Source organism: Leifsonia sp. Leaf264, assembly GCF_001422325.1.
Classification (GTDB): Bacteria; Actinomycetota; Actinomycetes; order Actinomycetales; family Microbacteriaceae; genus Orlajensenia.
Window position 1 is genome coordinate 116,607 of the sequence record NZ_LMMR01000001.1, and the last position, 12,867, is coordinate 129,473.

The window sequence follows — 12,867 nt, forward strand, 5'->3', positions numbered from 1 at the left end:
GTGTTGGCCGGCGAGTCGTCTCAGGCGACGGCGCGGATGCCGGCCGCTACGAGCGCCGCCACGATCACGACCACGATGAACGGCACTCGGAGGGCGTAGAGCGCCGCGGCGACGATGACGGCGGGCACCCTGGCGTCCACGACGATCTCCCTGCCGTCGGCGAAGGTCTGCACGGCGATGAGCGCGGCCAGCAGTGCCACGGTGAGCAGGTCGGCGATGCGTGACGGCGTCGGCGCCTCGAGCAGCCGCTGAGGGATGAGGTAGCCCGCGAACTTGAACGCCAGAGTGGCGATCGACGCCAGGATCACGATCTGCCAGAGCGTCATGTGCGCGGCTCCCGCCCGAACCAGTTGAATGCACCGACGAGGACGGCGACGGATGCCGCAACCAGCACGGGCAGCCCGGGCATGAGCACAGGCGTCAGTGCCGTGGCGACGACCGCGGCACCGACGGCGACGGCGACGGTCTGCCGACTCCTCAGGCGCGGCCAGAGCAGGCCGAGGAACGCCGCAGCCGCAGCGGCATCCAGACCCCATGCCCGCGGGTCTCCCAGGGCGTCTCCGATGAGAGCGCCGGCGAGGGTCGTGAGATTCCAGCCGACGAAGACGACGAGTGCAGTCACCCAGAACCCGACGCGGCGGAGATGGCCCGTCGGCTGGGCCAGCGAGACGGCGGTGGACTCGTCGATCGTTCCCCACGCGGCCGCGAGCCGTCGCCACCAGGGGCCGGTGCCGACGATGGGCGCCATCCGCACCCCGTAGATCGCATTGCGCGAGCCGAGGAGACCGGCCGTGGCGATGGCGCTGGGGCCGGCAGCGACCCCGCCGGTCGCGATGATGCCGACGAGGGCGTACTGCGAGCCGCCGGTGAACATCACCAGGCTGAGGAAGCAGGTCTGCCAGATGTCGAGCCCGGCAGCCACCGAGAGGGCGCCGAACGAGATGCCGTACGCCGCCGTGGCGATTCCGACGAAGAGCCCGGACCTGATCGCCGTGCGCACTGCCGGAGTGCGGGCGCCATCATCGGTCATCGTGCGAGTTCGACCCCGTGCACGCCGTTGTGGAATCGCAGTGCCGGGAACACGGCGGACACGCTGAAGCCGACTCCCGGGATCGAGTTCGCGCTGAAGACGCCGCCGAAGAGCTCGGCGCGCTGGCGCATCTGCGAGATCCCCGCGCCCGAGATGGTCTCGGTGAGCGCGCGCAGGTCGTCGTCGATCGATGTGGCGTCGACGCGGGCCTCCTCGCCCTCCCGTCGCAGGGCGGCCCGGATGCCGTCGTCGTCGATAGTGACCTGCAGGCCCTCCTCGGTCCACACGAAGGACACCCGGGCCTCGGTGCCGACTCCGCCGTGCTTCAGCGAGTTCGCCAAGGCGGCCTGCAGGATGCGGTACACGGCGAGCTCCGCGCCCGGCTTGAGCTCGTAGCGCTCTCCCGACTCCTCGAAGCCGATCACGAGTCCGGCGTCACGCATGACGCGGAAGAGGTTCTGCGCCGACTGGAGGCCTGGCTGCGGCGAGCTGAGCGACTCGCCCTCACGGGCGACGGTCAGCACGCGGCGCATGTCGCCCAGCGCCGTGCGACCCGCGTCGACCACCCCGGTCACGGCACGAACGGCCGTCGACGGATCACTCTCCGCGGTGTACTTCGCCCCTTCGGCCTGCGACACGAGACGACCGACGGCATGGACCGCGACATCCTGCAGGTCGCGCACGATGCCCAGCCGGCCGGTCTGCTCGGCCAGCGAGAGCTCCAGCCCGATGCGGGTGCGTTCGGCGGTGGTCCAGTCGCGGTCGGTACGGCGCAGGCGTGCGCGCGAGCGCAACAAGAGCACCAGCAGCACCACGGACACGACCGCCAGGACGACGGATGCGATCAGGGATGCGCTGGCGCCGGCGGGGCTGTTCAGCCAGTCCATCGGTCTCCTCTCCCGCTGTGTGCGGGTCGAGGAGACTCTACCCGAGCGGCCGCCACCCGCCGCGTCGGTGACGACGTCGCCGTCGTCCACCAGACCGGGTGGCGGCCCCGGCGGGGCTCAGCCGGCTGAGCGGCTGGCGCGCAGGACCTCGAGACGAGCCCGGTACTCGACCTCGTCGATGTCACCGCGCGCGAAACGGTCGGCGAGGGTCTGCTCGGCGCCGGCCGCGTTCCAGGGCCCGGCTGCCGGTCCGTAGCCGTAGCCGGGTCCGTAGCCGTAGCGAGCCCATCGGCGACGGCTGAACGTCACGATCAGCGCGATGACGCTGATCCAGAACAGCGGGATGAGGAGGAAGAGCCAGCCCCAGCCGCCGGCCCATGGCCCGACGTGGGCTGAGACTGAGGCGAGGGTGATGGAAGAGGACAACATGAGGATTCCCAATCGGTCACGGGCACCGATCGATGCCACTCCTCGAGACTCCCAAGATGCGCGTCGCGGCGAATCCGTCCGAGGAGGACACCTCGCGTACTCCCCCGGGTGCAGCATCCGGAGTCCGACTACGACCAGCCCGGCCTCACGAGCCCCGACTCGTAGGCGCTCACCACCAGTTGCACCCGGTCTCGGGCACCGAGCTTCGTCATGATGCGCGACACATGCGTCTTGGCCGTGAGCGGACTGAGGAAGAGCCGAGCCGCGATCTCGTCATTGCTGAGGCCGTGGGCGACCAGTTCCAGCACCTCGACCTCACGCCTGGTGAGGGCGTCGAACACGTCGCTCTCCGGTGCCTCCTTCACCCCTGATGCCATTCGGGAGAGCAGACGCCGGGTGACGCCTGGAGACAGCAGGGCGTCACCCTCGGCCACCACGTGCACCGCGCGGATGAGCTCCGCAGGCTCAGTGTCCTTCACGAGGAAGCCGCTGGCGCCGGCCCGGATGGCTTCGGCCACGTACTCGTCAAGTTCGAACGTCGTGACGATCACGATGTGCGTCGCCGACAGCTCGGGACGGGCCGTGATCTCACGGGTCGCCTGCAGGCCGTCGCCGTCGGGCATCCGGATGTCCATGAGAACGACGTCGGGCCTGGTCGCGATGATTCCCGTCAGTGCTGCCGAACCCGTCGCGGCTTCACCCACCACCTCGATGTCGGGTTCGGACTCGAGCAGGGCACGGAATCCGGCGCGCACCAGGTGCTGGTCGTCGGCGATGAACACTGTGATCATGCGATGGCCTCCGTGGTCGATCCGGCGACGCCACCGCGCGGAATCCGCACCTCGATCCTGAGACCGCCGTCTGGCTGCCACCCGACGTCCAGTGAACCGCCGACGAGGTGCACGCGCTCGCGCATGCCGAGGAAGCCCCGGCCTTCCTCGATCGGGTCGCCGACGGCGCCCGAACCGGCATCACTGATCGCGACGATGTCGATGCCGTCCTGCGTCGAGAGCTCGACCCGCGCCGTTGTCGCATCGGTATGGCGGGTGACATTGGTGAGCGCCTCCTGCACGATGCGGTAGACGGTGCGATCCGTTGCGGGCGGGGAGCCGGCTGACAGCGCTCCGGTCACTGTGACGGTGACGCCGAGAACCTCGAGGGAATCGGCCAGAGCCGGCAGGCGCGCCAGCCCGGGTTCAGGAACCAGCGGAGCGCTGTCGTCTCCGGAACGGAGGAAGCCGAGCACTCCGCGCACCTCGTCGAGGGCGGTGCGGCTGGTCTCCTTGATGTTCGCGAGTGCCTCTGCGGCCTTCTCCGGCCTGGTCTCCATGAGGTGCAGTCCCATGCCGGCCTGGACGTTGATGGAGGACAGGGAGTGAGCGAGGACGTCGTGGAGCTCGCGAGCTATGCGGAGACGCTCGAGCTCGGCCTCGCTCTGGCGTGCGCGCTGCTGCTGCTCCCTGTAGTCGCGGTAGCGCTCGATGCGGCTGCGCGCAGCCTCTCCGGCGCCCACGAGGATGGACAGCACGAGCAGGACGATGAGCGAACGCACGAGAGACGGCCAGGATCCCGTGACGGTCCCGTAACCGAGGGCCGCGACGACGGCGATGCCGATGGTGCCCCAGACCCAGGCACGAGCGCCCCGGGCCGTGGCCTGCACGACGGCGAAGGCCAGCGGGATGGCTGCCACGGGTGGACCGAAGGGCACCAGCACGAGGGCCGGCGCCACGGCGACGGCGATGACCGCGACGATGGGCCCGGGGTGCGTCGGCAGGATCAGCAACAGGTACGACGCCGCGAAGGCGACGACGGATGCCGCGACGAGCGTCCAGTCGGCACCGGTGAGGACGAGCCAGATCAGCAGCGGAAGCTGCAGGAGTTGCGAGAAGACGACGGCGAACCAGCGCGCGCGGCGCCGCGGGCGGGGATCATCCAGCCATCGCCCCCAGGGGCGCCCGGGGCCCCATGCCTCGCCGGGAGGGCCCGGCCAGGACCAGCGCTCAGGAGTCGGCATGACTCGATGGTATCCACGGAGATGCCTGCGGTCGTCGCACCGGAGATGACTGCCCGCGTACTCCCCGGGGATGAAGCGGGCGAAGATCGCGAGCATCCATTCCCGCATCTCCTCGTCATCTTCTCGTCAGGCCCGGGAACCTGAACTTTCCTCCTCTTGCTGGCATAGTCGGTAAGAGGAACCTCGAAGATTCGTCGAAGGAGCACTGCAGTCCATGGACCAGAAGCCAGCCACCCCCGCCATCGCCCAGCTGAATCAGGAGCTCCTCGACAGGCTTCCGTTCGACGACGTGCAGGACTTCGATGATGCCGACCGAGGATTCATCGCAGCTCTCGAACCCGGTGTCGTGAAGGCGGCCGACGGCAGAGTCGTCTGGGACAACGACAGCTACGACTTCATCACCGGGGACGCCCCATCCACCGTGAACCCGAGCCTGTGGCGGCAATCGAAACTCGTTGCGAAGCAGGGCCTCTACGAAGTGGTCGAGGGCATCTACCAGGCGCGCGGCTTCGACCTCTCGAACATCACCTTCATCGAGGGTGACACCGGTGTCATCGTCATCGATCCGCTCATCTCGACCGAGACGGCGGCGGCGGCCCTCGGCCTCTACCGCACCCATCGAGGCGAGCGACCCGTCGTGGCGGTCATCTACAGCCACAGCCACGTCGACCACTTCGGTGGAGTCTTCGGCGTCGCGACGCAGGACGACGTCGACGCCGGAAGGATCCAGGTCATCGCGCCAGAGGGCTTCACGGGTCACGCCGTCTCGGAGAACGTCTACGCGGGAACCGCCATGTCCCGTCGTGCCGGATACATGTATGGCGCGGTCCTCGCACGCGGCCCGCAGGGCGCGGTCGGCGCCGGCCTCGGACAGACCACCTCGAGCGGCGAACTCGGACTCATCGTGCCGACCCTGGAGATCACGACGACGGGCGAGACCCACACCATCGACGGGGTGGAGATCGAGTTCCAGATGGCGCCCGGTACCGAAGCACCCTCCGAGATGCATTTCTACTTCCCTCGATACCGCGCGCTGTGCATGGCCGAGAACGCCACCCACACGCTGCACAACCTGCTCACGCTGCGCGGTGCGGTCGTGCGCGACCCGCATGTCTGGTCGGCCTACCTCACGGAGGCGATCGAGAGGTTCGGCGACCGCACCGACGCCGCCTTCGCATCGCACCACTGGCCCACCTGGGGCGGCGACCGGATCGTCGAGTTCATCGGCAACCAGAGAGATCTCTACGCCTACCTGCACGACCAGACGCTCCGGTTGCTGAACCAGGGATACAACGGTGCCGAGATCGCGGAGCAGCTCGAGCTGCCGCCGGCGCTCACCAACGCCTGGAACACCCATGGCTACTACGGGTCGATCAGCCACAACGTCAAGGCGATCTATCAGCGGTACATGGGCTGGTTCGACGGCAACCCCGCCAGGCTGTGGCCTCACACGCCCGAGAACCTCGGCACCCGCTACGTCGAAGCGATCGGTGGGCTCGATCGCGTGGTCGAGGTGGCCCAGGCCGCCTTCGACAGCGGCGATTTCCGCTGGGCCGCGACTCTCCTCGATCACGCGGTGTTCGCCGACGAGTCCCACGCCGCCGCGCGCGCCCTCTACGCGGACACGCTCGAGCAACTCGCGTACGGAGCCGAGAACGCGACCTGGCGCAACTTCTTCCTCTCGGGCGCCACGGAACTGCGCGGCGAGAACTTCGGCACTCCGACGGTGACAGCCGCGCCCGCGATCGTGGCGCAGCTCTCCCCGGAGCAGCTGTTCGACTCCATCGCCATCTCGGTCGACGGGCCGAAGGCCTGGGACCTCACCCTGAGGTTCGACGTGACGTTCTCCGACCTTGACCGCAGCTTCCGGGCCAGCCTGCACAACGGGGTCTTCATCGCGCTCGAGAAGGCGCCGGATCCGGAGACGGCGGATGCGACGATCACCACGACCAAGCTGCGCATGATCGCGCTGCTCGGTGGTGACACGACCTCCGAGGGTCTCGCCATCACCGGCGATGCCGGCATCCTGCAGACCCTGCTCGGGGTACTCGACAGCGGAGATCCCGCGTTCGACATCGTCACGCCGTAGCCGCGCCGATGACCGCTGCCATCGGAGAACGCCTGCTGTCCGCCCCGCTGGAGCGGGTGCGGGAGGTTCTGCTCGATCCCCTCGCGCTCCCGCACTGGAACCCCGCCTTCGTGAGCGTGCAGGGCGCGAGGGCGGCGATCGTCGGCGAGAGCTACACCTTGGCCACCATTCAAGGACTTCGCGGCACGTTCGGCTACACGGCGATCGAACCCACGTCGATCGGCATGACCTGGAGCGTGCCCGGCATGCAGGAGACGTGCTCGTGGACCCTGCAGGCGACGGATGCCGGCACCCTGGTGACCCACGAGGTGAACCGTTCCGGTCCGTTGGCCGTCGCACTGCGGGGCGCCCTCTCCGGCCTGCCCGGGCTCCGGCTCGACCGACTGGATCAGACCGTGGGAGCCGGATGATGCGCGGCTGCGCTGGTTAAACGAAAAAGGACCGGAGGGGTGGAGCCCTTCCGGTCCTTCGCTCCCCGACTTGGACTCGAACCAAGAACCTACCGGTTAACAGCCGATTGCTCTGCCAATTGAGCTATCGAGGATCAGCACTTTCGCGCCTCGTCTACTTTAGCAAAAGTTCTGCCACAACAAAATCGAGTGGGCCTCATCGGGTGCCGTCGCGGTGCCCCCGATCGGTCAGTAGCCGAGCTGCGGATCGACCACGCCGATGAACTCCCCCGAGCCCAGCAGGGCCGTGACGTTGTGACGGATGCGCTCGGCCAGCAGCGGCGCTGTCATCTCGGGGGTGTCGGCCATGTGGGGCGTGATGATGACGTTCGCCGCAGTCCAGAGCGGGTGGCCGTCGGGCAGCGGCTCCGGCTCCGTCACGTCGACTCCGGCGCCGGCGATGGTGCCGTCGTTGAGCGCAGTGACCAGCGCATCGGTGTCGACGAGACCGCCACGTGCGATGTTCACGAGGTATGCCGATTCCTGCATGAGGTCGAACTCCGGAGCGCCGATCAAGTGCCTGGTGCCGCCGGTCAGAGCGGCCGCGACGACGACGAGGTCGGCCGTCGGCAGCACCCGGTGGAGGTCGTCGGCTCCGACGGTCTGGGCAGCACCCGGAACGGCATCCGCTCGTCTCCTGACGACGGTGATGCGAGGAGCGAACGGCTCCAGCAACCTGATCAGCTCGATGGCGATGCCCCCGGCACCGATGATGACGACGTCGCGACCATAGAGTGACACTCCGCGGGGCACCGAATCCCACGAGGCGGCCCGGATGCGGCGGGGCAGGAAGCGCATCAGCGCCAATGACAGCGCCAGGGCGTGCTCGGCGACGGGCTGCGCGTACGCTCCCTTGGCACTGGTCCAGAGCAGGTTCTCGCGGGCATGATCGCGGATGCTGTCCGAGAAGGCGTCGACGCCGGCGAAGGGCAGTTGCACCCACTCGATCTGCGGGTTGGCCTCGAGCACGGGGCCGAGCTCGGCGGCCCGGGCGTATGACAGCCAGACGATGCCGCGGGTGTCGGGGTCGAGCGGCGTGATCGTGCCGTCGGCATCCGTCACCGCGGCCTCGAAGACGGGGTTGCTCTTCGGCAGGAGGGCGATGCCGCCCCGCGCCGGCCGGTGGCGGGCCGAGGTCTCATCGGAGTCGGGGGCCACGACGGCGCGGTGGACGGGACGGTCCCCTGGCTGATCGGCGGTCATGGTTCAGTCCCTCTCACCCGCGCCGGTGTGGCCGACCAGTTCGGCTGCGAGGCGTTCCACGTACGGATGCAGCGGCTTGGCCAGCACGTCGTCGATGGGTCCGTAGCCCACCAGCACGCCGTCCTTCAGGATCGCGATGCGGTCGGCGATGCGGCGGAGCACGGCGAGGTCGTGGCTGATGACGAGGGCGGAGAAGGCGCTGTGCTGTTGCAGCTCGCCGATCAGGTCGATGATCGAATTGCGCACGAGGGCGTCGATGGCCGCCGTCGGCTCGTCGGCGATCAGCAGCGCCGGGGCGAGCACCATCGCACGGGCGATCGCGAGCCGCTGGCGCTGGCCGGCGCTGAGTTCGTAGGGATAACGCGGGATGACGCTGAGCGGCAGCCGCACGGCATCCACCATGGTGACGACGCGCGCCTCGAGCGCCTTGCGGTTGTAGTGCCTGTCGCGCAGCAGGATGGGCTCGCCGACCACCTCGGCGACGGTGAAGTTCGGCGGCAGGTTCTCCGAGGCGTCCTGGGCGACGTAGCCGACCTCGAACATCAGGCGGTCGGCGTCGCGGCGGCGGAGTCTGCGCAGCGATTCGCCGAAGACCTCGGCGTCTCCGCCCGTGATCACCGGGTGCACGCCGCCGCGCGGAGCCTCGAGGAACTGCCCCGCCAGCACCCGTGCGATCGTGCTCTTGCCGGATCCGCTCTCGCCGAGAAGGCCGAGCACCTCTCCGGGATGCAGTCTGAGGTCGAGCCCCCGCACCGCCACGTAGGCGGGCGAGGGCCCGTGCGCCGGATACTCGATCGTCAGATCGCTCGCGATGATCGGATAGCCGTGCTGTGCGTTGCCCACCATGCGTCTACTCTGCCTGTCGCAGGGCGTGCAGCGCATCCCTTCTGAGCGCTTGCTCAGCCGGGTCCGGCACGGGGAGCGAGGCGAGCAGGCGCTGGGTGTACGGATGCTGCGGAGCACCGAGCACCTCGGCTCCTGTGCCCTCCTCGACGAGCTTGCCCTTGTAGAGCACGGCGATGCGGTCGGCGAGGAGGTCGACGACGGCCAGGTCGTGGCTGATGAACAGCGCCGCGAAGCCGAACTCGCGCTGCAACTCGGCGAAGAGCTCGAGCACGCGAGCCTGCACCGAGACGTCGAGCGCGCTGGTCGGCTCGTCGGCGATGAGCAGCTTCGGCTCGAGGGCGAGCGCCCGGGCGAGGCTGGCGCGCTGACGCTGGCCGCCCGAGAGCTCGTGCGGGTAGCGGTCGCCGTAGCTGCGCGGTAGCTGCACGGCCTCGAGGAGGTCGTCGACGCGGCCGCGCGCGGCACCCGGGCTGGACGACAGGCCGTGGATGACCAGCGGCTCGGCGACGCATTCGGCGATGGTGAGCAGCGGGTTGAAGCTCGACGCCGGATCCTGGAACACGAAGCCGATGTGACTGCGGGTCTTCTTGAAGTCGCGCTCGCGCACGCCGTTCATCTCGTGATCGAGCACCGAGAGCGAGCCGCCGGTCACCCGGGTCAGGCCGCCGATGGCGCGGCCGATCGTCGTCTTGCCCGAGCCGCTCTCACCCACGAGGCCGAGGACCTCGCCGGCACGGATGTCGAAGCTCACGCCGTCGACGGCGACGAAGCCGGCGCGGCCGAAGCGACCGGGATACTCGATGCGCAGGTCCTGCGCCACGACGACGGGCGCGTTGCTCGACCAGTCCGTGGCTCGGGCGCTCGCGCGGTCGGCAGCGGTGAGAGTGCCCTGTCCCACGTGGGGAACCGAGGCGAGCAGCCGCTGCGTGTAGGGATCCTTCGGCGAGGAGAAGAGCGTGGCGACGTCAGCCTCTTCGACGACCTCACCCTGATACATGACGGCGACACGGTCGGCCAGGTCGGCCACCACGCCCATGTTGTGGGTGATGAGCACGATGGCGGCACCGAACTCGTCGCGGCAACGACGCAGGAGGTCGAGGATCTCGGCCTGCACGGTGACATCGAGTGCGGTGGTCGGCTCATCGGCGACGATGAGGCCGGCATCGAGTACGAGCGCCATCGCGATGACGACGCGCTGCTTCTGGCCGCCCGAGAACTGGTGCGGGTAGTAGTCGACGCGCTTCTCGGGCTCGGGGATGCCGACCCTGCGGAGGATGTCGATGGCCTGCTCGCGCCCGGCCTTCTTCGACACCTTCCCATGGGCGCGGAGCCCCTCGATGATCTGCCAGCCGACGGTGAACACCGGGTTGAGCGCGGTCGAGGGCTCCTGGAACACCATCGCCACGTCGGTGCCGCGCACGCGGCGGAGCTCCTTCTTCGACAGCGTGACGACATCCGTCGACGACGAGCCGTCCTTGCTGCTCAAGATGACCGCGCCGCTCACTGTGGCGGTCTCGGGCAGCAACCCCAGGATGGTCTTCGCGGTGACGGACTTGCCGGAGCCGCTCTCGCCGACGATGGCGAGCACCTCGCCGGGACCGACGGACAGGCTGACGTCGGAGACGGCCTTCACGGCACCGGCGTCGGTGGCGAAGGAGATGCCCAGCTTCTCGATGGAGACGACGTTCGTCATGGTCGGACCTCGATTCCGTGCTCGTCGAATGATTCCCCGTCTTCCAGACCGGCGAGCCCGCCGGGACCGGCCGAGAGGGTGCCGCCGGGGACCACGGAGGTCTCGGAGACGGTTCCGGATGCCTTCGCCACGGCGCGGCGACCGCGCAGGCGCGGGTCGGCCAGGTCGTTCAGGCTCTCGCCCACCAGGGTGATGCCCAGGACGGTGAGCACGATGGCGAGGCCCGGGAAGAGGGCGGTCCACCAGATACCGCTGGTGACGTCGGAGATGGCCTTGTTGAGGTCGTAGCCCCACTCGGCCGCTGCCGTCGGCTCGATGCCGAAGCCGATGAAGCCGAGCCCGGCCAGGGTGAGCACGGCCTCGGAGGAGTTGAGCGTGATGAGCAGGGGCAGCGAGCGGGTGGCGTTGCGGAGCACGTGTCGGAACATCACGCGAGTGTTGCTGGCACCGAGCACGCGCGCGGACTCGACGTAGGCCTCGGCCTTGATTCGCACGGTCTCGGCGCGGATCACCCGGAAGTACTGCGGAATGTAGACCACGGTGATCGAGAGGGCAGCCGCAAGGATGCCTCCCCACAGGCTGGACCTGCCGCCGGAGATCACGATCGAGAGCACGATGGCGAGAAGCAGCGAGGGGAACGCGTAGATCGCGTCGCACACCACGACGAGGAGTCGGTCGGGCCATCCGCCGAAGTAACCGGAGACCAGGCCGAGGAACACTCCGATGAAGATGGAGGCCACGACGGCGAGCACGATGACGAGGATCGCCGTCTGCGCTCCCCAGATCACCCGGGAGAACACGTCGTAGCCGCCGACCGTGGTTCCGAGCAGGTGCTCGGCCGACGGGGGCTGCTGGGCGCCGAAGGCGACTCCGTCCGCGCGAAGCTGGTTGTACCGGTACGGCGCGAGCAGCGGCGCGAACAGGGCCGTCAACACGAAGATCGCCATGAGCACGAGGCCGGTCACGAGCATGCCGCGCTGCAGGCCGACGCTCTGCCGCAGCTGGTGCACGACGGGGACGCGCTGCCAGAGGCTGCGCTTCGGCGGGGTCGCCGTGGGAGCGGCGGACGGGGTGATGGTCGTCATTGTCAGTACCTCACTCGCGGGTCGACGACGGCGGCTATGACATCGACGATGAAGTTGGTCAGCGCCACGATCACCGCCAGAAGCACGACGATGCCCTGAACCGCCACATAGTCGCGGGCCTTGATGAACTCGATCAGCATGAACCCGAGACCCTTCCACTCGAAGGTCGTCTCGGTGAGCACCGCTCCGCCGAGCAGCAGGGCGATCTGCAGACCGATCACGGTGATGATCGGGATCAGCGCCGGACGGTAGGCGTGCGTGCGCACGAGCCGGAACTCGCTGACTCCGCGGGAGCGTGCGGCGTCGACGTAGTCGGTCGAGAGGGTGCCGATGACGTTGGTGCGCACCAGACGGAGGAAGACACCGGCGGTGAGCAGGCCGAGTGCGATGGCGGGCAGCACCGCGTGGGCGAGGACGTCGAGGAGCACCTCGGGGTTGCCGGTCTGGATGGCGTCGATCGTGTAGAAGCCGGTCTTGTTCGAGAGGAATTCCATCTCGAGCTCGGCAGATGTCGAGGCGCGCCCGGCGATCGGCAGCCAGCCGAGCCAGACCGAGAACACGAGCTTGAGGAGCAGGCCCGAGAAGAACACCGGTGTCGCGTAGAACAGGATCGCCATGATGCGGAAGATGGCATCCGGATACTTGTCACGGAAGTACGCCGCGACCATGCCGAGCGGGATGCCGATGACGAAGGCGACGAGGAGGCTGTAGAAGGCCAACTCGAAGGTGGCGGGACCGTAGGTGAAGAGCACCTCGGTCACGGGTCGGTTCGTCGAGATGGTCGTGCCGAAATTGCCCGTGAAGACCTGGCCGAGGTATTCGAGGTACTGAACGAACAGCGGGCGGTCGTAGCCGGCGGCGTGGATGCGCTCGGCCAGCTGCTCGGGCCCGAGGCGGCCACCGAGCGCTGCGGTGATGGGATCGCCCGTCGTGCGCATGAGCACGAAGACCAGGGTGACCAGGATGAAGATGGTCGGGATGATCAGCAGGAACCGCACCAGCAGATAACTGCCGAGGCTTCCTCCAGCCGAGCGTCTGCGAGCATTCGGCGTCTTCGTCGCCTCGGGCGTCAGTGCCACTGTGGTCATGCGTACCTCACGTTTGTTGCAGAAGAGTGGGGACGACCCGCTTGCGCGGGCCGC

The 12,867-nt window shown here is 68.6% G+C and carries 13 protein-coding genes and 1 tRNA gene; 2 read left to right on the top strand and 12 right to left on the bottom strand.

What is annotated here, in order from left to right; all coding sequences use genetic code 11:
* Nucleotides 1-20: 20 nt before the first annotated feature.
* The 6 genes from ASF30_RS00570 to ASF30_RS00595 all read right to left on the bottom strand — a co-directional run bounded on the left by ASF30_RS00570 (nt 21) and on the right by ASF30_RS00595 (nt 4,360).
* Entirely contained in the window at nt 21-326 is a 306-nt protein-coding gene (locus tag ASF30_RS00570; RefSeq protein WP_055900060.1) for an AzlD domain-containing protein, read from the bottom strand.
* Nucleotides 323-1,030 (bottom strand): AzlC family ABC transporter permease, encoded by a 708-nt coding sequence (locus ASF30_RS00575; protein WP_055900063.1) that lies wholly within the window; start codon nt 1,028-1,030, stop codon nt 323-325. The genes ASF30_RS00570 and ASF30_RS00575 overlap by 4 nt, the downstream gene beginning before the upstream one ends.
* On the bottom strand, nt 1,027-1,917 hold the full coding sequence (locus tag ASF30_RS00580; RefSeq protein WP_055900066.1) for a sensor histidine kinase: 891 nt from the start codon (nt 1,915-1,917) through the stop codon (nt 1,027-1,029). The genes ASF30_RS00575 and ASF30_RS00580 overlap by 4 nt, the downstream gene beginning before the upstream one ends.
* A 117-nt stretch (nt 1,918-2,034) precedes the next feature.
* On the bottom strand, nt 2,035-2,346 hold the full coding sequence (locus tag ASF30_RS00585) for an SHOCT domain-containing protein (RefSeq protein WP_055902332.1): 312 nt from the start codon (nt 2,344-2,346) through the stop codon (nt 2,035-2,037).
* A gap of 128 nt (nt 2,347-2,474) precedes the next feature.
* Complete coding sequence (locus ASF30_RS00590; RefSeq protein ID WP_055900069.1) at nt 2,475-3,137, bottom strand: response regulator transcription factor; 663 nt, start codon at nt 3,135-3,137, stop codon at nt 2,475-2,477.
* Nucleotides 3,134-4,360 (bottom strand): sensor histidine kinase, encoded by a 1,227-nt coding sequence (locus ASF30_RS00595; RefSeq protein ID WP_157496839.1) that lies wholly within the window; start codon nt 4,358-4,360, stop codon nt 3,134-3,136. Before ASF30_RS00595 ends, ASF30_RS00590 begins: the two co-directional genes overlap by 4 nt.
* Before the next feature lie 214 nt (nt 4,361-4,574).
* On the opposite strand from ASF30_RS00595, the gene ASF30_RS00600 reads away from it, so the two are divergent.
* Both ASF30_RS00600 and ASF30_RS00605 read left to right on the top strand, forming a co-directional pair.
* Entirely contained in the window at nt 4,575-6,449 is a 1,875-nt protein-coding gene (locus ASF30_RS00600; protein ID WP_055900075.1) for an alkyl/aryl-sulfatase, read from the top strand.
* 8 nt (nt 6,450-6,457) lie between these two features.
* On the top strand, nt 6,458-6,859 hold the full coding sequence (locus ASF30_RS00605; RefSeq protein WP_055900078.1) for an SRPBCC family protein: 402 nt from the start codon (nt 6,458-6,460) through the stop codon (nt 6,857-6,859).
* A 61-nt stretch (nt 6,860-6,920) separates the two neighbouring features.
* Here the strand turns inward: ASF30_RS00605 and ASF30_RS00610 are convergent.
* From ASF30_RS00610 to ASF30_RS00635, 6 genes are all read right to left on the bottom strand, one after another.
* Nucleotides 6,921-6,993: transfer RNA gene (locus ASF30_RS00610), tRNA-Asn, on the bottom strand.
* A 94-nt stretch (nt 6,994-7,087) separates the two neighbouring features.
* Entirely contained in the window at nt 7,088-8,101 is a 1,014-nt protein-coding gene (locus ASF30_RS00615; protein WP_055900081.1) for a D-isomer specific 2-hydroxyacid dehydrogenase family protein, read from the bottom strand.
* Between the two features lie 3 nt (nt 8,102-8,104).
* Nucleotides 8,105-8,947, bottom strand: a complete 843-nt coding sequence (locus ASF30_RS00620; RefSeq protein WP_147430642.1) for an ATP-binding cassette domain-containing protein — start codon at nt 8,945-8,947, stop codon at nt 8,105-8,107.
* Between the two features lie 4 nt (nt 8,948-8,951).
* Entirely contained in the window at nt 8,952-10,640 is a 1,689-nt protein-coding gene (locus tag ASF30_RS00625; RefSeq protein WP_055900084.1) for an ABC transporter ATP-binding protein, read from the bottom strand.
* Nucleotides 10,637-11,725, bottom strand: coding sequence for an ABC transporter permease (locus ASF30_RS00630; RefSeq protein WP_055900087.1), 1,089 nt, complete (start codon nt 11,723-11,725; stop codon nt 10,637-10,639). The genes ASF30_RS00625 and ASF30_RS00630 overlap by 4 nt, the downstream gene beginning before the upstream one ends.
* A 2-nt stretch (nt 11,726-11,727) precedes the next feature.
* A complete protein-coding gene (locus tag ASF30_RS00635; protein ID WP_055900090.1) occupies nt 11,728-12,813 on the bottom strand; it encodes an ABC transporter permease in 1,086 nt (361 codons plus the stop codon).
* Between the last annotated feature and the right edge of the window lie 54 nt (nt 12,814-12,867).